The 22,872-nt window shown below is 28.2% G+C and carries 22 protein-coding genes; 10 read left to right on the top strand and 12 right to left on the bottom strand.

Features of this window, described 5'->3' with window-relative positions:
• The first annotated feature begins 182 nt into the window (after nt 1-182).
• On the top strand, nt 183-740 hold the full coding sequence (locus ACO409_RS02970) for a hypothetical protein (protein ID WP_485554678.1): 558 nt from the start codon (nt 183-185) through the stop codon (nt 738-740).
• Nucleotides 741-990: 250 nt separating this feature from the next.
• Here ACO409_RS02970 and purH read toward each other — a convergent pair whose 3' ends face one another.
• Nucleotides 991-2,514 carry a bifunctional phosphoribosylaminoimidazolecarboxamide formyltransferase/IMP cyclohydrolase gene (purH, locus tag ACO409_RS02965; protein ID WP_485554676.1) on the bottom strand — a complete coding sequence of 508 codons (1,524 nt, stop codon included), beginning with the start codon at nt 2,512-2,514 and terminating at the stop codon, nt 991-993.
• A 326-nt stretch (nt 2,515-2,840) separates the two neighbouring features.
• Here purH and ACO409_RS02960 point away from each other — a divergent pair, with 326 nt between their 5' ends.
• From ACO409_RS02960 to ACO409_RS02950, 3 genes are all read left to right on the top strand, one after another.
• On the top strand, nt 2,841-3,605 hold the full coding sequence (locus ACO409_RS02960; protein WP_485554674.1) for an SH3 domain-containing protein: 765 nt from the start codon (nt 2,841-2,843) through the stop codon (nt 3,603-3,605).
• A gap of 46 nt (nt 3,606-3,651) precedes the next feature.
• Nucleotides 3,652-4,074, top strand: a complete 423-nt coding sequence (locus ACO409_RS02955) for a hypothetical protein (protein ID WP_485554672.1) — start codon at nt 3,652-3,654, stop codon at nt 4,072-4,074.
• A gap of 138 nt (nt 4,075-4,212) precedes the next feature.
• Complete coding sequence (locus tag ACO409_RS02950) at nt 4,213-4,896, top strand: hypothetical protein (protein WP_485554670.1); 684 nt, start codon at nt 4,213-4,215, stop codon at nt 4,894-4,896.
• A gap of 84 nt (nt 4,897-4,980) precedes the next feature.
• On the opposite strand, the gene ACO409_RS02945 is transcribed toward ACO409_RS02950, so the two are convergent.
• Nucleotides 4,981-6,210, bottom strand: a complete 1,230-nt coding sequence (locus ACO409_RS02945) for a replication-associated recombination protein A (protein ID WP_485554668.1) — start codon at nt 6,208-6,210, stop codon at nt 4,981-4,983.
• 222 nt (nt 6,211-6,432) lie between these two features.
• On the opposite strand from ACO409_RS02945, the gene ACO409_RS02940 reads away from it, so the two are divergent.
• The 4 genes from ACO409_RS02940 to ACO409_RS02925 all read left to right on the top strand — a co-directional run bounded on the left by ACO409_RS02940 (nt 6,433) and on the right by ACO409_RS02925 (nt 9,464).
• Nucleotides 6,433-8,136 (top strand): AAA family ATPase, encoded by a 1,704-nt coding sequence (locus ACO409_RS02940; RefSeq protein WP_485554666.1) that lies wholly within the window; start codon nt 6,433-6,435, stop codon nt 8,134-8,136.
• Nucleotides 8,137-8,209: 73 nt separating this feature from the next.
• The gene (locus ACO409_RS02935) at nt 8,210-8,707 is read left to right on the top strand and encodes a methylated-DNA--[protein]-cysteine S-methyltransferase (RefSeq protein WP_485554664.1); all 498 of its coding nucleotides are present in this window, start codon (nt 8,210-8,212) and stop codon (nt 8,705-8,707) included.
• A gap of 264 nt (nt 8,708-8,971) precedes the next feature.
• Complete coding sequence (gene relB / locus ACO409_RS02930) at nt 8,972-9,208, top strand: type II toxin-antitoxin system RelB family antitoxin (RefSeq protein WP_147004581.1); 237 nt, start codon at nt 8,972-8,974, stop codon at nt 9,206-9,208.
• Entirely contained in the window at nt 9,198-9,464 is a 267-nt protein-coding gene (locus tag ACO409_RS02925) for a type II toxin-antitoxin system RelE family toxin (protein WP_147003890.1), read from the top strand. Before relB ends, ACO409_RS02925 begins: the two co-directional genes overlap by 11 nt.
• A gap of 99 nt (nt 9,465-9,563) precedes the next feature.
• On the opposite strand, the gene ACO409_RS02920 is transcribed toward ACO409_RS02925, so the two are convergent.
• The 4 genes from ACO409_RS02920 to pagL all read right to left on the bottom strand — a co-directional run bounded on the left by ACO409_RS02920 (nt 9,564) and on the right by pagL (nt 14,640).
• A complete protein-coding gene (locus tag ACO409_RS02920) occupies nt 9,564-10,139 on the bottom strand; it encodes a hypothetical protein (RefSeq protein WP_485554661.1) in 576 nt (191 codons plus the stop codon).
• Nucleotides 10,090-10,662 carry a hypothetical protein gene (locus ACO409_RS02915; protein ID WP_485554659.1) on the bottom strand — a complete coding sequence of 191 codons (573 nt, stop codon included), beginning with the start codon at nt 10,660-10,662 and terminating at the stop codon, nt 10,090-10,092. The genes ACO409_RS02920 and ACO409_RS02915 overlap by 50 nt, the downstream gene beginning before the upstream one ends.
• A gap of 528 nt (nt 10,663-11,190) precedes the next feature.
• Nucleotides 11,191-12,933, bottom strand: a complete 1,743-nt coding sequence (locus ACO409_RS02910) for a glycoside hydrolase family 13 protein (protein WP_485554657.1) — start codon at nt 12,931-12,933, stop codon at nt 11,191-11,193.
• 384 nt (nt 12,934-13,317) lie between these two features.
• The gene (pagL, locus tag ACO409_RS02905) at nt 13,318-14,640 is read right to left on the bottom strand and encodes a 6-phospho-alpha-glucosidase PagL (RefSeq protein ID WP_485554655.1); all 1,323 of its coding nucleotides are present in this window, start codon (nt 14,638-14,640) and stop codon (nt 13,318-13,320) included.
• A 206-nt stretch (nt 14,641-14,846) separates the two neighbouring features.
• Here pagL and ACO409_RS02900 point away from each other — a divergent pair, with 206 nt between their 5' ends.
• Complete coding sequence (locus ACO409_RS02900) at nt 14,847-15,554, top strand: GntR family transcriptional regulator (protein WP_485554653.1); 708 nt, start codon at nt 14,847-14,849, stop codon at nt 15,552-15,554.
• A gap of 66 nt (nt 15,555-15,620) precedes the next feature.
• Here ACO409_RS02900 and ACO409_RS02895 read toward each other — a convergent pair whose 3' ends face one another.
• From ACO409_RS02895 to ACO409_RS02885, 3 genes are all read right to left on the bottom strand, one after another.
• Entirely contained in the window at nt 15,621-16,232 is a 612-nt protein-coding gene (locus ACO409_RS02895; RefSeq protein WP_485554651.1) for a DJ-1/PfpI family protein, read from the bottom strand.
• A gap of 208 nt (nt 16,233-16,440) precedes the next feature.
• The gene (locus tag ACO409_RS02890) at nt 16,441-18,036 is read right to left on the bottom strand and encodes an alpha-glucoside-specific PTS transporter subunit IIBC (protein ID WP_485554649.1); all 1,596 of its coding nucleotides are present in this window, start codon (nt 18,034-18,036) and stop codon (nt 16,441-16,443) included.
• A 219-nt stretch (nt 18,037-18,255) separates the two neighbouring features.
• Nucleotides 18,256-19,047, bottom strand: a complete 792-nt coding sequence (locus tag ACO409_RS02885) for an endonuclease/exonuclease/phosphatase family protein (RefSeq protein WP_485554647.1) — start codon at nt 19,045-19,047, stop codon at nt 18,256-18,258.
• A gap of 262 nt (nt 19,048-19,309) precedes the next feature.
• On the opposite strand from ACO409_RS02885, the gene malQ reads away from it, so the two are divergent.
• Complete coding sequence (gene malQ, locus ACO409_RS02880) at nt 19,310-20,818, top strand: 4-alpha-glucanotransferase (RefSeq protein ID WP_485554682.1); 1,509 nt, start codon at nt 19,310-19,312, stop codon at nt 20,816-20,818.
• Nucleotides 20,819-21,061: 243 nt separating this feature from the next.
• On the opposite strand, the gene ACO409_RS02875 is transcribed toward malQ, so the two are convergent.
• From ACO409_RS02875 to purN, 3 genes are read right to left on the bottom strand one after another with little or no spacing between them, the layout of a single operon-like run.
• Complete coding sequence (locus tag ACO409_RS02875; protein WP_485554645.1) at nt 21,062-21,850, bottom strand: tetratricopeptide repeat protein; 789 nt, start codon at nt 21,848-21,850, stop codon at nt 21,062-21,064.
• Nucleotides 21,851-21,861: 11 nt separating this feature from the next.
• A complete protein-coding gene (locus ACO409_RS02870; RefSeq protein WP_485554644.1) occupies nt 21,862-22,242 on the bottom strand; it encodes an antibiotic resistance protein VanZ in 381 nt (126 codons plus the stop codon).
• Nucleotides 22,243-22,266: 24 nt separating this feature from the next.
• Nucleotides 22,267-22,860, bottom strand: coding sequence for a phosphoribosylglycinamide formyltransferase (gene purN, locus ACO409_RS02865; RefSeq protein WP_485554642.1), 594 nt, complete (start codon nt 22,858-22,860; stop codon nt 22,267-22,269).
• Nucleotides 22,861-22,872 lie beyond the last annotated feature (12 nt).

Here is a 22,872-nt window from a genome sequence, read left to right as displayed (position 1 = left end):
GTTAATTAAAAATTTGATTAAATTTATTTGCCCCTATATTTTTTACTCTGTCAAATTATAAAAATTGGGATATACGAATTTATAAAAATATGCTATAATAAAAGTATAATACCTATTAAATGAGGTTTTATAAAATTATGGAGATTATAGATAAATCATAAAAAGAAAGAAGGTTTAAAATTATGAAAAAATTTATTTTAATGTTAATGTGTGTTTTAGGAACATTTACTTTCTCTGAAACTACAACTAGTGAGGTAGAAAGTTTTTTCACCCCAAAAGCACAAATTTATGTTTCAAATCAAAAAGATTGGTTTTCAGGGATGGATCCAGCATCAGATAATGATGAAATAATATGGGAAAAACTTAATTATTTTATTAATGTAGTTCCAGTTGGAAACAAATATAGAGTTTCATACACACCATTTGACAATGTAAAATCTTATAATAAAGAAAAATATCCAATATTAAATTATAAAATTGAAAAAAAATATTATGTAAATAGCAAAAAAAATCAAAATACACCAGTTACGGATTCGTATGAAATTAGGGTTGAATTTGGAGTAATTAATACTGGAACAGAAATAAAAAAAGGTAATAAATACGAAAGAACTGACTTTCAAATGCTTTCAGAAAATGAATTAAACGCTTTATTAAAATCTAAAAATGCAAAAAGGCTTAATTCTGAAGCAGAAAAAAATACAAAAATATATTTAGATTGGTTACAACATAATGCTAATTAATGAATTATAGAGTAGAATTTTTTCTACTCTTAATTTTTTTTATTACAATTTCAAATCTATTATTTATACTTAAACTTATACCTAATACTATTCACCGTTTAAAAAGCAAATATTTATTTTAATTATTTAAAAGAAAATTCATAATGTATCCGTTATTCAAATGGGATTTAGTATAAAAATGCCACACCTCCAATTTTAATTTCTAAAACTATTGGTGCAGCACATTCAATCTTATTTTTTTGTTAAAAAATTAATGTTTAAAATGTCTAATTCCAGTAAATACCATAGTTATTCCATGCTCATTACAAGCCTCGATTGATTCTTTATCTCTAATTGATCCACCAGGTTGTACAATCGCTTTAATTCCTGTTTTTGCAGCTGTATCTACGCAATCTCTGAATGGGAAGAAAGCATCTGATGCTAATACTGCTCCTGTCAAGTCTTTTCCAACTTTTTCTTGAGCATGTTGCAATGCGTGTTCTGTTGACCAAATTCTGTTAGTTTGACCAGTTCCTACACCAATTGCCATTCCATCTTTAACGACTACAATCGCATTTGATTTTACATATTTTACAACTTTCATTCCTAATTCCATATCGGCTTTTTCTTTTTCAGTAGGCTGTTTTTCAGTAACAACATTCATTTCGTCAATCATTTTGCTGTTTGTTCCTTGAACCAAAATTCCGCCGTCAACTTTTACATAATCGAATTTATCTTGAGGTTTTGAAGTTTTACATTCGATAACTCTCAAGTTTTTCTTAGTTTTCAATACTTCCAATGCTTCATCTGTAAATGAAGGTGCAATTACGATTTCCAAGAAGATTTTTTTCAATTCTTCGGCAGTTTCTTTATTAACTTCTCTGTTTAATGCAACAATTCCACCAAAAATCGATACTGGGTCGCAATTGTGAGCTTTTTTATACGCTGTGAAAATATCATCTGCAACAGCCACACCACAAGGAGTTGAGTGTTTTATCGCACAAGCCGCTGGACCATCAAATTCTCCAACCACTTTCCAAGCGATGTCCATATCCCTAATATTGTTAAATGACAATTCTTTTCCATTCAATTGCTTAATATCCTTCATACTTCCATTTTCAGTAGTTGAAACATAATAAGCTGAAGATTGATGAGGATTTTCCCCATATCTCAAGTCAAATTTTTTCTCATAAGAAACATTCAAATATTTTGGATAATTTTCTTCTAACAAGAACGCAGAAATTGCCGCATCATAAGCTGATGTCAAGTTAAATACTTTCCCAGCCAATCTTTTCTTAGTTTCGTAAGAAACTTCTCCATCTTTTTCCATTTCTTCCATAACTGCTGAATAATCTTCAGTTTCGCAAATAACTGTTACATCTTTAAATGATTTTGCAGCTGAACGAAGCATTGTAGGTCCACCTATATCGATAAATTCAATTTTTTCATCAAAAGTTTTGTCAGTTTGAACCTCTCTAAAGAATGGATAAAGATTAACAACAACATAATCAATTGTTTCAATTCCTTCTTTTGCAATCGTATCCATGTGCTCTTTATTATCTCTAATCGCCAAAATTCCACCATGAATATTTGGATGCAAAGTTTTTACTCTCCCATCCAGCATTTCTTTAAAATTTGTAACTTCTGAAACATCAATCACAGAAAGACCATTTTCCTTCAAATATCTGTAAGTCCCTCCTGTCGAAATAATTTCCACACCTTTTTTATCCAAAAACTGTGCAAATTCTAATATCCCAGTTTTATCAAAAACACTAATCAAAGCTCTTTTTTTCATTAGGTATCATTCTCCTCCAGTTAAATTTTCATTACTATATTTTACCACAATGCCTAGTTTTTATCAAGGCTTGTAATTTGCTTAATCTAAGTATTGCTAACAAATAATTTATTTTGGTCTATTCCAACTTTTTATTTGTTATTTAGCAATCTCTTTAAATTTAATTATAAATTAATTTTCAAATGTGTTGAAAAAAATAAAAAGCAAGGTATAATTAAACCGAAAAGTTAATTTAATATTTTTAAGTGTTTTTTTATGAAATTCATTAATTCTTTTTAAATTTACTTTGATAAAAAATATATATTTTAAAAGATTGGAGAAGAATTATGAGAAAATTATTATTAATTTTAAGTCTATTTGTTGTAAATATTGTTGGATTAGCTTATGAGAAATGTAATCCTGAAATGATTTATGATATTATTGTAGACACTTTGAATGGAAGTTATTTGGGACAAGATGAGACAGGTACAGTAATAATTAAACTTTCCAAAAATGCTAAAGTTTCTGGAACACATTATACTGATGAAAAAGAAGTCGAAGAATTTGGATTTGGAAATTTAGGAGATTGTACTCCTAATCCAAAAATTACAGAAATTCATATTGAAGATGCCGTATTTAATACAATGTATAATAATTATTTTGAAACATTCAGCAGTAATCATGGTGGTAATTTTTTTAAAGTAGATTTTACTTCTTGTATTGATAAAAATAAAGTATTCTGTAAAATTTATAACGATAAAGGTTTTGACGGAAAACCTTCTGGGATTACTTTTATTAATCAAGAAGTCGTAGATTTTGAAATTCATGGAAATATAATAGATATTGTAAGAAGAGGAGATTTTATTTCTGGATATAATGATTATGAAGATTTAGAAGAAAAAAGAGCAAAGCGAGAAAAATATATCGTAAATTCGCCAAATGGATATGTTAATTTTATGAGAAAGCCTGACAACAATTCAAAAATTCGTGGCAGGGTGAAAAATGGAAAAACTGTAAGTTTAATTAATGAAAAAGGTGATTGGTATTATGTTCAAGTTTTAGATGGCGAAGAATTTGGATATGTCAATAAGGAATATTTGAAAAAAAAATAAAACTTTAATAAACAATAAAATTAAAGAAAGGAAAGAAAAACATATTATGAAAAAAATATTTTTGATTATACTATTAGTTTCTATATTTTCTTGCGAAAAAAGTGATGACGCAATAATTAGTGTAAAATCTATGACAAATAGCAAAAAAAATTATTTTAAAGAACTAAATATTAATTATTTAGGAGAATATCCTTTATTTCTTGCACAAAGATATGTTACAAAAAAAGCAAAATCAAAAGATATTGTATGGGAACATGATGAAACAAATAGCAGAGTAATTGCAACTTATAAACATTTAAGAACAGTTTTTCCATATGAAATTGATCACGATGGTTTTCGTTCGGTTGATTTTTATGATATAGAAACTTGTGATACATCAAGAAATGAATGTGCAGATCCTTTACTTGTAATAGCAGATGTTTCAAGCAATTGGACTTCAAAACCTATCTTTGAAAGAGAAAGTAAATAATAAATTGAATTGCGATATAGAAAAAATATTTGTAAATAATTCGTGGATAAACGAAAGTCCTTATATTGATGTTGACTCGTATAAAATATGTGGAATTAAACAGATATTAATACATTAAAAATTTTAGGAGAAATATAAATGGAAAATAATAATGTTGAAAACAAAAATTTAGTAAAAATTCTAATTGGAATAATAATTGCACTTGTTCTGGTTATAGGATTTATCATCATAGGTGGTGGTATTTACCAATTTGTAAGTATGAAAAATAAAATAAGCGAGATGGAAAAAGTTCAAAAGGAACAAGAAAAACGACAGTTGGAAAATCAAATGATGGCTTCAGTACAAACTCAGACTAAAGAAAATAACAAAAAAAATGAAACCAAAACCAATGAAACTAAGACTGAAACTAAAGAAGTTGATCCGTATGAAAGAAGATTTACAGCTTCTGATATGGATTATACACTTGTTGAAATAAAAGGAATAAGAAGTAATAACAAAGTATTAGTTCAAGTTTTGGATGGAAAAGATAAAGGAAAAAAGGGATATATAAATTTAAAAGGCTTTAAAAATATCAGCACTTCTTCTCTAAAAAAATATATCGGTACAGTTTGGGCTGCAACAGGTATCAGTAATGGAGTAGAAATGGAATACGGTTTAATACTTCATGTACCAAATGCCAGCAGTAATCAGCTAGCTGAATACAATTTAAATAAATTGCTCATAGAAAGGAAAATGTCTGGAGATTCAGTCATTAAATACGACTGTGAACGTGACACAGCAAGAAATTTTGTACAAAACTATGACCCTTCAGCTTGTTATTAAAATTCAAAAAAATACTCAGACAACCAACCACACCATTGTTTGAGTATTTTTTATACTAACTATTTTCAAAATTCAATAGACAATTTATTTTTGATTCTTTTTAATCTTCCTCAACCACTCATCTGCCGCCTTTTCAAATTTATTTTCTCCATGCTCGTAAAACTTGATTTTTTCATTCATATAAACCTGCTCCACATAGTGATTTTCATAGTTATGAGGATATTTATAGTCTTTTTTCCCTACTTTTGTAAGATGAATTGGCACATCTTGAATTTTTTCTTTCTCAATGTGACTAAGTGCTGAATTTATCGCATTGTAAGCCGAATTGCTCTTTGGAGAAATTGCCAAATAAATTGCAACTTCCGAAAGAATTATTCTCGCTTCTGGCATTCCAATCTCTTTTACCGCATTAAGTCCAGACACCGCAATTGGTAACGCCTGCGGATTTGCAAGTCCGATATCTTCAGAAGCCAAAATTACAAGCCTTCTAGCAATATACAAAATATCTTCACCACCAGAGAGCATTTTTGCCATCCAATAAATCGCCGCATCAGGGTCACTCCCACGAATACTTTTTATCATCGCAGAAACTGTGTTATACTTATCTTCCGTCTTGTGATAAGATTTTTTCGTATTCAGCACTTCCTTCACTTCATCAAGCGTAAAATCCACCCCAACATTCGCAATCAATTCCAAAATATTTATAGCCTGTCTTGCATCCCCTTCAATAATTTCCGAAATATATTCTAAAATCTCATTTGAAATTCCAATTTTCTCTTTCTCATTAATATTTTTCAAAATTTTAAGCAAATCTTTTTCACTCAATTTTTTAAATTCAAATGCCATACATCGTGACAACAACGCATTATTCAAATTATAATAAGGATTTTCAGTAGTCGCTCCAATCAAAATAATATTCCCATTTTCTAAATCCTGCAAAAGGGAATCCTGCTGCAACTTATTAAATCTATGAATTTCATCCAAAAACAAAAGTGTCTGCTGCCCATTCGTATGAAATCTGTTGTGTGCCTTATCAGAAATGTCCTTTATATCAGTCACAGACGCCTTTATTGCATTCAAATATTCATAATGATAATTCATTTTTTCAGCAACAATTTCCGCAAGAGTCGTCTTCCCCGTTCCCGGTGTTCCCCAGAAAATTGCATTCATAAAATTTCCACGCTCAATAATCTTCCTTAAAATTCCATTCTTTCCAACTAATTTTTCCTGACCATAAAAATCATCCAAACTTTTCGGACGATATCTAAACGCAAGTGGCTTCTTATTTTCATATACTTCGTCAAATAAATTCATTTTTTTACTCCCTTTTACTTTTCAAATTACAATAATATAATAAATACAACACTTTTATTCTAAAGTTATTGTATTTTAATATCCAATCTATTTTACAAATTCAAAACTATTTTGTAATAACCAAACAATTTACTTTTTCTACAATTTATATTATAATATATTCACTTACTTAAAACAATAAATTATTAATAAATAAAAATTAAAAAGGAGGGAGTACTGAAGATGAAAAGTTGCAAAAAAAAGAAATTGCCTATCGGAATATCTGATTTTAAAGAGATTGTCGAAAATAACTACTACTATTTTGATAAAACAAAATTTATAGCAAATATTTTAGAAGACGGCTCTAAAGTTAAATTATTTACTCGTCCGAGAAGATTTGGAAAAACCTTAAATATTTCGATGTTAAAGTACTTTTTTGACATTAAAAATAAAGACGAAAACAGAAAATTATTTGAAAATTTAGAAATTTCTAAAAATGAATATTTTGAAAAGCAAGGAAATTTCTTTGTAATCTCTATTTCTTTCAAAAATTATGATGCAGAAAACTGGGAAAGCGGATTTAATACGATTAAAAATGAAATAAAATTACTATATAATGAATTTTATTTGATAAGAGATAATTTGAATCAAAGTGACTTGGCAGACTTTGATGATATTTGGCTGAAAAAAGATAATGCTGACTGGATTAATTCTTTATTTAATTTGACCAGATATTTATACGAACTTTCTGGAAAAAAAGTAGTTGTTTTAATAGATGAGTATGACCAGCCAATAATTGATTCCTATATAAAAAGGAATTATGAGAAATGTATCGCGTTTTTTAAAGCATTTTATGGAAAAGTTTTGAAAGATAATAATTACTTGGAAATGGGGATTTTGACAGGTATTTTACGAGTCGCAAAGGAAAACATCTTTTCAGGTTTGAATAATTTAGAAGTTCACACAATTTTAGATGATGAATTTACAGAATACTTTGGAATTATGGAAAATGAAGTTGAAAAATCTCTTGAAGATTTTGACTTAAAATATGAATTAAATGATGTACAAAAGTGGTACAATGGATATTTATTTGGCGAAAAAAAAGTTTATAATCCTTGGTCGATTATTAATTTTTTAAAAAATGAAAAATTGAAGCCTTATTGGGTAAATACAAGTGGAAATGGAATTATAAAACTATATTTACAAAAAATGAAAAAAGAAATTTTTGATGATTTTTCAAAACTTTTGAATAAAGAAGAAATTTTTGAAATAATTAACGATAGCATGACTTTTGGAAATTTAGAAGCTAATTTTGAGAAAAATATTTGGAATCTCTTTTTCCATAGCGGTTATTTAACATTATCTAGAAAATATAATGAAAATAGTGAAGAAACATATTTAAAAATTCCAAATGAAGAAATTTTAAAAATGTTCTCAAATATGTTTATTGAAGTATATTTTGGAAATTCTAATAATTTTTCAAAATTAACTAATGTATTAAAAAATGGAAATATCGAAAATTTTAAAATTGAACTAAATAAAATTTTGCTAGAAAATACAAATATTTTTGATGTGTCTGGAATCTATAAAGAACAATTTTATCATGGATTAATACTCGGATTAATTTTAAAATTAAAAAATGAATACGAAATTTCATCAAATAATTTCGCTGGAAAAGGTCGATACGATTTGCTCTTGAAACCTAAAAATATTTTAGAAAGAAAAGAAGGAATTATCATTGAATTAAAGACAATAAATATAGACAATCTGAAATTAAATTTGGAAAAAATTCACGAAAAATTAGTAAATGAATGTGAAGTTGCATTAAATCAAATTAAAGAAAAAGAATATACTTCGGCTCTTAAAAATGCTGGAATTGACAACATTTTGAAAATTGGAATTGCGTTTTTTGGAAAAGAATTTGAAATGAAATTTGAAAGAGAATAATTTATGAAAAATCTTTTGTAATTTGAAGTTAATTTTTTTAAATTAATCGTGAAAAGAATTAAGAGGTAAAGCAATGAGAAAAAATATTTATTTTTATGAAACAAACACTCCAATTGGAAAAATTGGAATTGCTACGACAGAAAATGACTCTCACATCACAGATTTAACTTGGGAATCTGATTTTGAGAATTTAAAAATGGAAAATGACTTTCAAATTTGTGAAACTGAACTGATTAAACGAGCAAAAAAACAACTTTTTGAATATTTTGAAGGAAAACGAAAAAAATTTAATTTGCCACTTTTAAAAGCAGGAACTCCCTTTCAAATTTCTGTTTGGAATGCTCTTGAAAAAATCCCTTATGGTGAAACCCGTTCCTACAAAGACATTGCAATTGCAATCGGCAATCCAAAAGCTGTTCGTGCAGTTGGAATGGCGAATAATCGAAATAAAATTGCAATTTTTATTCCGTGTCATCGTGTGATTGGTGCAAATGGGAAGTTAGTTGGATACGGTGGCGGACTTCATATTAAGCGATTTTTACTGGAATTGGAAGGTATTAAAATAAAATAGTTTAATGAAATATTTTAACAATATTTATAGCAAGAAGTCTCCTTCTTTTGCAGAATATAGCTTGAAATAACAGCTCTTATATGGTATAATGCTCATAGTCAGGGCAGGGACTGCCCGAAGAGCTTGGTAAATATATTTGGCTAGCAAAAGCAGATACTTCCCAAGAAACTCCCTTTTCTACAAGTGGGAGTAGTTCACTTGCTTTTTATTATCTTTTATGTTAAAATTTTATTAACTAAAACAACAAGAAAGGGTGTGAAATCAATGATAACCGTTTCTATAAATGCTAATCCTGACATAGAAAATAAAATAAATAACTATGTTAAGGAAAACAATATCAATTTAAACCAAGTAATGTTAGATTTAATTCTTGAAAAAATTGAAGATGAAGAGGACTACAAATTGGCTGTTGAGGCTTATGAAGAATATAAGGCAAACAAGGAAAAAGCAATTTCATTTGACGATTTAGTAAAAAAAATGGGCTTGGAAGATGAAATATAAAGTCATTATCAGAGAAAAAGCAGAAAAACAACTGAATAAACTAGATAATTCAATAAAACTAAAAATCATGCGATATATCAAGCAAAATCTTAATGAAACAGATAATCCAAAAAAATTTGGAAAAGCTTTGAGATATAATCTAAAAGGATTTTGGAGATATCGAGTTGAAAACTACAGAATTATTGTAAAAATTGAGGAAAATGAATTACTTATTTTAGTTGTTCAAATAGATAAAAGGGATAAAATTTATATTTAGAATTTCTGAATTGAATTTTAAATTAATTGAGCATTAAACACAAAAAACTGTCTAATATTTTTAATTCTAAAAATAATAGACAGTCTTATTTTGACAATATTAATATTTAAAGTCTAATACTTTTGGTACAATATCAAAGATATTAATTTTAAAATTTTCTTTAGTTACATTTATTGATTTCAGAAACTCTTTATTATCTCTTAACGATTTCCATAATAATTTTTTTTCTATCTCATTAATATTAATTTTGTATAAAAGATTTGCTAAAGTAACAATTGATCTTCTTTCAGAAAAACTATACCATACATTATATTTTGTTTTTATATATCCATCTAGGTCTTTATTTGTATATTTAGGCTGTAATTCTTTTATAGGATCTACCAATAGCTGAGTACATAATGCCATTAAATGAATATACTTTTTAAGTTCCTGCTGTTGTTCTTCTGTAATTTTATTATAATCTAATCCTAAATTTGGTATAACTCTAATAGCAAATTTTAATTCTATATTTCCATTGTCAATTTGTTTAATACGATCATCTAATTCATTTATTGCTAATTCAAAAGATTTCAAATCACGGTTACTAATCCTTATAAATAAATTTTCAAGACATTTTTGATCATTTTTATTTTTCCAAAATAAAAGTCCACCTGCTATAATAACCAAATCCCGCAATAGCTAATCCAACAGGACCCATTAAAGCAAGAAATGCTTCTCCAGCAGCCATTCCACCTCCACCTGCTACAAGCGCACCTCCTCCAAGCCATGCCAAACCTGCATTCATAGCTGCAACACCACTCAGAGCAGATATAGCAGTTCCTGTTGAAGCAACCCCAAATGTAGTAGCAATACCCATAGCAACACCAGGACCCAAAGCAGCAACGGCAACACCAGCCCCAATTCCAACTCCTGCGACTCCAGCAGCTGCAGCATCTTTATTCTTTATTTCTTCATATTTTTTTATTATCTCATCAACTTGATTTTTCCAATTTAATCTGATTTGTTTTAATTCTTCATACCGCATTTTTTCTTCATTCGGTATATTTTGAACTTTATCAAATTCTTCTTGAATATTCGTTAATGTTGTGTTTAAAATACCTAGATGTTCTCCCAATATAGTTATTTTTTCATTTACTCTAACAACTATTTTTTGTACTTTATCCTGCATTTTTTCAAGTTCTGTTTTTCCTTTTTTCATAAACTATTTCCTCCATCTAAAACTAAAATTATATTTAATATTTTACCCCCCCCCCGAATTTGATTTAGCTTATAAAATAGTTAAATTCATGTTATATTTTTTGTATTTGTTTTCTAGAAAAATATAAAAAATAGTAAATTTTTAAAAAATAACTTTTACATTCTTTCATAAAAAATTAAAATACAGAATATGTTGTGAAAATTTTTGAAATAAGTTAGTATTTTATACTATTAGAAAGTTTATAAAAAAGTTAATTTGATAACCATAATTGTAATAAGAATGACTTCTATTGAAGGCGTAAAAAACTTAGAAGAATTGGGATAAACGTTTTAAAATTTTATTTTACAACTACTGCGATTGGTGTTTTAAATAGCGGACTAATATAGATTTTTTTCAATGGTTCAATACCTTTTATTAGCAAATAATATAAAGTACAATTTCTATTTTTTAAATAAAGTTTAGTTTAAATATAAATAAAAAACTACACCACTTTAATTATAAATAAATTTTTGGTGCAGTCTATATTTTTTATAAAATCTCTACTAACAAACTTTGAAACCCTTCAAAAGCAACTTTCTCTCCATCTTTTTCAAACCCATTAAAATTATTAATCAAAATCTCTCCAACTCTAATTTCTTTCTCTCCAAGGACTTTCGCAATTTCACTTAATTTAATTTCCTGTCTTTTTTCAGAAAAATTGCTGATACAAAGAACTTTTTGACTTCCATATTTTCTCACATAAGCAATAATTTTTTTATTCTCCAATGGAACAGGAATGAAATCACCAAAAGTCAAACAATCTGAATATTTTCCATTTTGCCGTAAATTAATCATTTTTTTATAATGATTAAAAATTGAGTTTTCATTACTTAATTGTTTTTTTACATTTGTTATAGCTTGACTTCCTGTCAATTTTATCCATGATTTTATATTTTCATCTTTTGAAAAACCAGCATTTTTACCTTCATCCCATTGCATAGGCGTTCTTGAATTGTCACGGCTTCGCTTATTTACAAAATATAATGCTTCTTCAGATGAAAATCCTTCTCCTAAAGCCCGTTGATATTGGTCTTTGCTAGCAATATCATCAAATTCTGAAATATCTTTTCTTATAAAATTATCCATTCCAATTTCCTGCCCTTGATAAATGAAAGGTGTTCCACGTAGGAAGAAAAATACATTTCCAAGCAGTTTAGCATTTGTTTCATTTGCCTTTTCTCCAAAAAATTTATTCAAGCTTCTTGGCAAATCATGATTTTCTAAAAATGGTGCTCCCCATCCGTATTTCTGCTGAGTCAGCTGACTTTCAAAAATAGCATCCCTAAGCTCTATTGTTGGAATATCCCTCAATGAATAGTAAAATCCACCTTTTGTCATATCCAAATCTGCATAGCTGAAGTCAAAAATCATTGAAAAAAATCCGTCTGCCCCAATAAAATCATTATATCTTTCATATTCAAGCATTGGAGTTTCTGCAACAGTCATACAGTTATATTTTTTAAATGTTTCCTTTGCCAGTTCGCTTAAAAATTCCTCAATTCCAGGCTGATTTAATGTATACTTTACATTATGAGCAAGACCGTCTGCCCCATCAACTGGTAAATTTAAATAATCTTCATCTTTTTTTATTGAATTTATTGCATCTACTCTAAATCCGGCAATTCCTTTTTCCAGCCAATAATTTACCATTTTATAAAGTTCTTCCCTAACTTCAGGATTTTCCCAGTTTAAGTCAGGCTGTTTTTTTGTAAATAAATGCAGATAATACATTTCATTTCCATTTTCATCAGCTTCCCCTTCGACTTTTTCCCAGGCTGAACCTCCAAAATGCGATCTCCAGTTTGTTGGTGGCAACCCATTTTCTCCTCTTTTGAAAATATAGTAATTTCTGTACTTGCTTTCAGGATTTTTCAATGCTTCTAAAAACCACTCGTGCTCATCAGAAGTATGATTAATTACCAAGTCCAGAATTATTTTAATTCCTCTTTTTTCTGCCTCTTTAATTAATCTTTCCAGGTCTTCCTTCGTTCCAAACTCAGGATTTACATCATAGTAATCTGAAATATCATATCCGTTGTCATCCATTGGCGACTTAAAAATTGGACAAATCCAAATAAGTGTTATTCCTAAATCCTTCAAATAATCCAATTTTTCTGTAATTCCATTCAAATCTCCAATTCCATCGTTATTGCTATCATAAAAACTTCTTGGATAAATTTGATATCCAACTTCTTTTTTCCACCATTTCTTATCTAATTTTTTTGTATCCATTTTTCTCCTTCATATTAAAGTCATTTTTTTAACCTGCCAATCTAAATATGCAGATTGACAGGCATTAAGGTGATGCCGATGATGAATTTTAACTATTTTTTACTAATAATCAAAAATAAAACGATTATAGCTATTAAAATAGTAAAATCCCAATTCATTTTTACCACCTCCATTCAGCGTGGATTCATTGCCAAGTTTGCATTCTTGACAGTACAATATTATATCACAAAAAAAGACACTACTTCAATAGCAGTGCCTTTATTTTTGCAATTTATTTTACCATACCACGCCGAATGGTTATTTTTCTAAATAATTATATCATAAACTAATTAACATTTCAAGCACTAAAAATTTATTTTTATTTTAAAATTATTCAAATGTAATCTATTTTAATACTGGCCAGAAGTCTTTATTAGCTTCAATCAAGTCATCCAAAATAGCTTTTGCAACTTTTGCACTTGGCACAGTTCTTGACAATGTAATTGCCTGCCATAATTTTTGGTATGACCCTTCAATCCATGCTTCTACTGTCAATTTTTCAACAGAAACTTGTTGTTCCATTAAACCTTTTTGGAATTGAGGAATTTTACCTTGAACAATTTTTTCAGGCCCATTTGAACCTACTAAACAAGGTACTTCTACCATTGCAGTTGGATCAAAGTTTGATAATGCTCCATCATTTTCTACGATTAACAGCATTCTTTCCTTTGTATTATAAGCGATTGCTCTTGCCAAATCAACTATATATGATGCGTGGTCATCTACGTGAAGTTTACTGTCTTTTGCTGTTCCTTTTTCTGCAATTGCTTTACATTCACCAAATACAAATTTTTCTCTTCCTTCCATTACTTCATTCGCTCTTGTATGATTAGGATCTGAGTGTTCTACTACATAATCTGGGAAAAAATAGTATTTTAAGTAAGTGTTAGGCATTGTTGTAGGATCAATTGCAAATACATCTTTTGCTTTTTTAAATGTATCATTCCAGCTTGCTTCAGTGTTTTCTCCTTCAATTTCTACATTATACCCTATTTTTGCAACTTTTTCTTTTAATTCAGGCATTAAGTCTTTTCCATGTTTATCTCTAATGTCTGTCCACCAACCAAAGTGATTCAATCCAAAGTATCTAATAACCATATCTTTTCTTGATTTCAATCCAAGCATTTCAGCCATTCTTATTTCAATTCCAATTGGCATATCACAAATATTCAATATTTTAGAATTTGGACGTAATCTTCTAGTTGCTTCTGCTACAATTGCTGCAGGATTTGAATAATTTAACATCCACGCATTTGGCGAATATTTTTCCATAAAATCAACTAATTCAATAACTCCACCAATTGAACGCATTCCATAAGCAATTCCTCCTGGTCCGCAAGTTTCTTGTCCTAATACTCCATGTTTTAAAGGTATTTTTTCATCTTTTTCACGCATTGCATATTTTCCAACTCTTATATGTGCCATAACAAAGTCAATATCTGTAAACGCTGTTTCGGGATCAGTTGTATAAACAAAGTTAATATCAGGTGCTTTTTCTTTTATTATAATGTCACACGCTTTTGCAATAACTTCTTGTCTTTCAGCGTCATTATCATAAAATTTAATTTGTCTAATCGGAAATTTATCCAAGTTTTCTAGTAGCATCAAAACAATCCCTGGAGTAAATGTGCTCCCTCCACCAGCTACTACGATTGAAAATTTTTTCATAAATAACCATCTCCTATAATTTATTAATCATATATTTTTTTCTTTTCTTATTTCGATATTAATTATAACATATTTTTTAAAAAAGTCAATAGGTTTATATAAATCTTTTGGAAATTTTATAATTATTATATAAACCTTTTGTTTTAGTTGTTATTTAAAGCAATTTGTTGTATAATATATAAAAATAATATGAAAGGTTTATATAAATGAATAAATATGAAAAAGTTTATTATGATATAAAAGATAAAATTGAAAATGGTATTATTAAATCAGGAGATTTTTTAAAAAAAGAAGATGATTTGGCAAAAGAATACAATTTTTCTAAACTTACTGTAAGAAAAGCTCTTTCTATGCTGGAATCTGAAGGTTATATTCAAAAAGTAAAAGGTAAAAAATCAATTGTGCTAGAGAAAAAAAATCTTGAAAGCATTTCACTAACTTCAATTCAAACTGTGCAGGAACTCAATAAACTTCAAAATATTAATCTTGAAACTGACTTAATTAGCTTATATATTGTTCAGGGAAATAAAAAGTTAATGAAAGAATTTCAAGTTTCTGAAAGTGCCGATTTTTACAAAGTTGTCCGTACAAATTCCTTAAATGGGGAAGTTTTAAATTATTCCACAAGTTTTTTTGACAGAAAAATTGTACCTTTTTTGAATGAAGAGATTGCCAAAAAGTCGATATACGAATATTTGGAAAAAGATTTGAAATTAAAGATTGGATACTCTCGAAGAGATATTAATTTCAGAAAGATCACTCCAGAAGAACAAAAATATCTCAAATTAAAAGATATAAATATGGTTGTAGTCATTGAAACTCATGCCTATTTATCAAACGGAACTCTTTTTCAGTATGAAACAATAATTCATCATCCTGAGAAATTTACTTTCACTGCTATTGCAAAAAGGTAATTTTTATACAAAAAATAGAGGTTATATCATTTTTGAAACAACCTCTTTTTCTTTTATTCTTTTCTATTATTTTGAAAATTTTTCAAATGCTTTAACAAATCCAATTTTATAAATATCAAAAAATAAATTTATATTTTTTTCAGGAATATCACCTAATGCCATCATCACATTTTTTGCAAAATATATAGGACTATCCCCTTTCGCAGTTACCAAGTTTCCATCAATCACTGACTCCATCTCCACAAAATTTTTAGCATTCGTATAATTAGAATTATCTTTTATTTCATCAAAGCTATTTACTGTATGTTTTCGATCATTCAATAATCCATTTGTCGCAAGAAAATATGCAGCATCACAAATAGCACCTACAACTTTATTAGGATTATTTTTAAATTTTTTCACAAGCTCAACAATCTTAGTATTTGTTTCTTCTGTTTGACTTCTCCAAGTTCTACCACCAATTAAAACTAATCCATCTACATCATTTTCATCAATTTCTTTTAATGTCAAATCAGGTAACACTTTTAAATTTCCCATTGACTTTTTTAAATTTTTATCAATTGAAGCAAAATTAGTTGTATAATTTTTTGTTATATTCTTATCATTCAATGCTGAAGATAAAAAAGCTGCTTCCCAATCTGCAAATTCATCTAAAATTATAAAAACTATATTTTTCATTTCCTTTACCTCCTTTAATTATTAAAAATTCTATTTATTTTATTTAACAATAAGAGATCAAAATCCCTTGCTAAATAACATCATTTTATATAAAAGAAAGAACTTTCTCAAGTTCTATATTTTAAAATTTTAAAATTTTTGACTTTTGAAAATTCTTTCTTAATTTTTTTATAAAATTTAAATTCAATTATTTATCAAATTTTATTTTTTACCCTTTTTTCATCATGTCTTCGATTCTTTCTCTTACTTGAGGTACTGACAATCCGATGATTACTTGAATAGCTGTTCCTTTTCTAACTACACCATGAGCTCCTGCTGATTTAAATGCTGCATCTGGTAATAATTTACTTGCATCTTTTACACTTACTCTAAGTCTAGTTGCACAGTTATTAAGTTCTTCAATATTTTCTCTTCCACCTAATGCTTCAAGAATAATTGCACCTTTTTGGGCATATTCATCTCCACCAGCTATAGCTGCTGCACCTTGTGCTCCACCTTCACCATGTTTAGCTTTATAATCAGCTTTTGTATAAAGTTTCATTTCTTCATCATCATCTTCTCTACCTGGAGTTTTTAAATCCATTTTTAAGATTAAGAATCTGAATAATAAGAAGTAAATACATGTGAAAATTAATCCAATTACAATTTGAGTAATTACTGTTCCACTGTGGTTTTTAAACATTGGAATCCAGTTTAGGAACATAAAATCTAAGAATCCTCCACCGAAGTTTCCTACAACTCCGAATATATACATCAATGTTGCCATTGTTGCAGCTAATACTGCATGTAATCCAAATAATACTGGAGCTATAAATAAGAATGTAAATTCAAGCGGTTCTGTAATTCCTGAAACTATTGCAGTTAATAAAACTGGTAATAACAATCCTGCTACTTTTTTCTTGTTTTCAGGTTTAGCAGTTGAATACATTGCAAGTGCGATACCTACTGAACCAAAGATTTTTGAGTTACCATGTAATGCAAATCCACCTTGCGGGAACATTTCTTTTAAAGGTTTTGTTGATTGAGCAAATTGACTTATATGTTGAACCCAGTAAGTTTGAATTCCACCTGGAACTGCTGCTGGTCCAAATATAAATGGTGTATATACAAAGTGATGCAATCCTGTTGGAATCAATGCTCTTTCAAGGAATGTATAAATCCATACTCCAAGTGGTCCTGAAACTTTTAATAATTGTTGCAAGTTGTTAATTCCAATTTGAACTTTTGGCCAACAAAGTGCAGTTATGAAAGCACATGGAATCATTACTAAGAAACCAATAATGTAAACAAATACTGTTCCTTGAAACACTCCTAAAAAGTCTGGTAATTTTTTATCAAAATATTTGTTATGTAAATAAACTACTATTGCTGATATTATAATTGCACCAAACAAGTTTGTATCAAGTGTTTTTACTCCAGCAATTATTGCAAGTCCACTTGTTCCTCCAGCTTCTTGACTCATGTCAACACCAAAGAAACTCCATTGTGCAAGCATTGCTGCTACGAAATAATTATAAGTTGTATATAAAGCAAACGCTTCTAAACATGCTCTTGCATTCGTTTTAGTTGCAAGGCTGATTGGTAATCCGATTGCGAATAATAACGGCATTTGTCTAAATACTGTCCAACCACCTTCACTTATTACAAACCAAAATTTATACCAGTTTGTTCCTTCATTTGCAATTGAACCCATTACTTGTGGATTCGTAAATAGCGATGCTATTCCCACGACTATCCCTGTAAACGCAAACAATAAAACTGGTGCCATCATCGCTCCACCGAACCGCTGAATTTTTTTCATCATAACTGAATACCTCCAAAAAATTTTTATATATTTGATTTATTTTTTCCTTATTTTAAATATACCACACTTTTTTAAATTGTCAATACATTTACGTATATCTTTTTTTCAAAAAAATAACCGCTATATCTAAAATAGCGATTATTACTGGGTTTAATGGGATTTTATTTATCAAAAATTATGATTTTTTTATGGTTTTATTAATTTTTATTATTATTAAATTTAAAATTCTAATTCAACTTCTATTCCAAAGTGATCAGAAACTATTTTTTCATTTTTATTATTGAATATAACTTTGCTTTCTTTTACCTTGATTTTTTTATTGCTAAATATATAGTCAATTCTTTTTTTTGATTCATTGTTAGCCCATCCATGAATTCCTTTATTAACTGTTACTCCATCATCTTTTTTTTCAGCCAAAATATATGTGTCAAATAATCCTTGGGATACAATATTTTTATAATCTTCAGGATTTCCGATGGCATCTGTGTTAAAATCTCCCATTAATATTTTTAAATTATCATTTTTACTTCTTTTCAAAATATTTTGAATGTTTTGTGTCATATCTTCAGTTTCACAATCTGGAAGGTTCATATGACAGCTGTAAAATTCAATTTCTTTTCCTTCGTAGTCGATTGTTATACTTACGATTCTTCTTGCAGACATTGTTCTTACTGATTGGGCAAAAGTACAGTAAAATTCATCTTCTTTTTTTATTTTATGTTTTGTAATTATCGCTACCCCTTCATTATATTTTCCAAATCCAATATGTGAATTGCTCCAATGATAGTAATAATCCGTATCTGTGTATTCTTTTAATTTTTTTAAAAGTACCCATCCATAATTTTCTTCTCTTATATCAGCAAAAATTATAGGATTATTCATAAGTTGATTTACTTCCTGCATCGCTATCACATCGTATTGTTTTTCAGCAATAACCTTTGCTAAAGTGTCAATTTTTTCCATTTGATCTTCTTCTAACCACGCATGTACGTTTATTGTCAATAATTTCATAATTACAACCTTTCTTTGCTATTTTATTTATTTAATTTATTTTTTTTAGCAATTTTATAAATGTATTATATCACATTCATAATCAAATTTCATTAACTTTTTATTTTACTTAGACATTAAAATGGCTTAGAATCTTTTATTTTCAGAAATTTTATAAATTTTATAAATTTACATTTACGTATATGTTGACAATTTGAATAAAATATAGTATATTTATTACAAGAAATAAAAATTTAATTTTATTAATAATTTTAAGGAGGACATAAAAATGTTCGAAAGAAGTTCAGGTATTTTATTACATCCTACTTCACTTCCAGGGAAATATGGAATTGGAACTTTAGGAAAAGAAGCTTTTGCATTCGTAGATTTTTTGAAAAAATCTAATCAAAAATTATGGCAAATATTCCCGTTAGGGCCGACAGGATATGGTGATTCTCCATATCAATCATTCTCTACTTTTGCTGGTAATCCATATCTTATTGATTTTGATTTACTAGTTGAAGAAAATTTATTGTCACAATCTGACTTAGAAGGAATTTCATTTGGAGAAAATCCTGAAAGTGTTGATTATGGTGCTATCTACAATCAAAAATATCCTTTATTAAGAAAGGCATATGAAAATTACAAAAATACTAAAGAAAATAAAAAAAGAGAAGAACTAAAACATTTATTTGAAGAATTTAAAGCTCATAATCAAAGCTGGTTAAATGATTTTGCAATGTATATCTCTTTAAAAAATCATTTTAATGGGTTGCCTTGGAATGAATGGCCAGAAGATATTAAATCTAGACAGCCTGAAGCAATGGAAAAATATTACGAAATCGTTAAAGAAGAAGTGGAATATCAAACATTTATTCAATTTTTATTCTTTAAACAATGGAATGCTGTAAAAAAATATGCTAATGAAAATGGTGTAAAAATAATTGGAGACATCCCTATTTTCGTAGCTGCTGACAGTTCTGACGCTTGGGCAAATCCAGAAATTTTCTTATTTGACGAAGAAAGAAAACCAGTTAAAGTTGCAGGTGTTCCGCCTGATTATTTCAGTGCTACTGGACAACTTTGGGGAAATCCATTATACAACTGGGACAAATTAAAAGAAACTGGATATAGATGGTGGATTGACAGAGTTAAAGCTAATCTTTCTACTTGCGACATCATAAGAATTGACCATTTCAGAGGATTTGACGAATATTGGGCTGTTCCTTATGGAGATAAAACAGCTGAAAATGGTACTTGGTGCCCAGGACCTAGAATGGATTTATTTAACGCCATTAAAAATGAACTTGGAGAATTACCTATAATCGCTGAAGATTTAGGAACAATGACACAAGGTGTTATTGATTTGAGAGAAGCAACTGAATTTCCTGGAATGAAAATTTTAGGTTTTGCATTTGATTCTGGTGAAGAAAACGACTATTTACCTCATACTTATACAAAGAATTGCGTAGTTTATACAGGAACTCACGATAATGATACATTAGTCGGATGGTTCACAAAAGCCAAAGAAAAAGACAAACAATTTGCAAGAGACTATTTAAATTCAAGATCTGACAATGAAATTCATTGGGATGCTCTAAGAGGTGCTTGGAGTTCGGTTGCAAACATGGCAATTGCTCCAATTCAAGATTTTTTAGGATTAGGAAGTGAAGCTAGAATCAACACTCCAGGAGTTGCTGCTGGAAACTGGCAATGGAGATTAAAAGAAGGCGTATTAACTGATGAACTAGCAGAAAGAATTGCTAAATTGACAAAAGTTTACTCAAGATAATTTGAAAAAAATTTTTGAAAATAAAAAATTATTATAAATAAAAATAGAGAGAAAAATGAAAATATTATTCAAAAAACTCTCTATTTTTTATTATATTTATTTAATCTAATACTCATTTGAAAAATAGAAATAATATTTTATTTATTTTCTGACAAGAAGTTAAGACTCCTTGCTAAACAGAATTTATAACAAATCCATTATTTTAATGGGGAATATTATAAATTCTATTTAAAAAATTTCTTTCTATTTTTCATTTTTTTCCAATTTATCTTCCAATTTCCCCATTTCTACTTTATATTTCTCAAATAATTCTTTAGACTTAATCTTATTACCTTTTTTCTCATAAAATACGCTCATACAGAGATATGAATTTGGATCACCTTTTTTAATACCTAATTCACATATTTTTTTACCTTCTTCAGCTCCTTCATCATAAATTTTAGCTATTCCATAAAATCCATAAGCATATATATTTCCTCTTTTATATTCTTTGTTTACCAATTCTCTTATTTCATCGTTTACTTCTTCAATTTCACTATAACTTATTACTAAATTACTTATTGAAATGTCATTTCCTTTATCCAATGCTTTTTTATAATATTCTATTGCTTTTTTATAATTTTGGTTATTATAATAAAGGATTCCTAATGTATTAAATACCGTAGCATCATTATTTTTAATGCTTCTTAACAGCTTTTCTGCTTCTTTTTCCTTATTTTGTTTTATATAGATATATGCTAAATCAAGTTTTACTTTTTTCTTTAACTTTTCATCTTTAATATATTCTAAATCCTTCAAAAGATAGTATTCTGCCTTTTCAAAATTCCCTTGAACATAATAAAGATAACCTAAAGCATTATAAGCATTTGGGTTCCCTTTTTTTAATGCTTCAAAAAAATATTTCTCAGCCTCTTTATATTTTTTTTGCTCAAGAAAATTATTCCCTTTCAAAAATTCCTCATTGCCATTCGCTACATATCCTATCGAAAAAGCAAATAAAAACATTGCAAATATTAAAAATTTTCTTTTCACAAAAGTCTCCTTTACTTACTGACAATTTCAAATTTTTCTATTTTTTTAAACATAATACAAATAAGAATTCCAACAACTGTACCTAACTGCTTAGCATCTATTTCATCTGAATTAAAAATTAAAATTATTATTACAAAAAATATTGGAACTAAAAATATCATAGATAAAATGAAAAAATCATATTTAATTTCTACTACAACTTCTTCCTTATTTTCCAAATCCAATCCTAATTTTCTTATTTTAGATTTTTCTTCTGAAAGTATCACATAATCTTCATTAGTTTCAAAAATTATTTCTGAATTTGGCTTTAATTTCTTCTTTTCATTGTCTATCCAAATAATTTTAGGAAATAATCTAAACTTAAATTTATCACGTACGATTATTTTTGACATTTACTCTCACTTTCTTTTTTAATCCTATTTTTCAAGCAACTTCTTAATCCCTTCAATCAGTAAAACATGTTCCTTCTCAAGCACTCTCTTCTGCAAAACTTCCGGCGTGTCATCACTAAGCACAGGCACCTTTATCTGCAAAATAATTTCTCCTGTGTCAACTCCTGTATCAACAAAATGAATTGTACATCCACTTTCAGTTTCTTTTGCTTCAATAACCGCTCTGTGAACATTCATTCCATACATTCCCTTTCCACCAAATTTTGGAAGCAATGACGGATGGATATTTATAATTTTTCTTGACCATTTTTTTATAAATTCTGGCGATAAGATAGACAAATATCCTGCTAATACAATATAATCTGTTTTTTCGTCATCATTTTCAAGAACATTGCTAATTTCATCAGACAATTTTTCTTTTAATACTTTTCTGTCAAGCAAAACATTTTTTATGCCATGTTTTTCTGCTCTTTTAAGTCCATAGCACTCTCTATCTGCAATTACATGAGAAATTTCACAATTTAAGTTTCCTTGCTCAATATTGTTAATAATTGACTGTAAGTTCGACCCTCCACCAGAAACTAAAACTGCTATTCTTTTTTTATTTTTATTAGACATTTTTTCACTCTC

The sequence above is a fragment of the Leptotrichia sp. genome (genome assembly GCF_057270615.1).
This window is presented reverse-complemented; position numbering and strand designations above follow the sequence as displayed.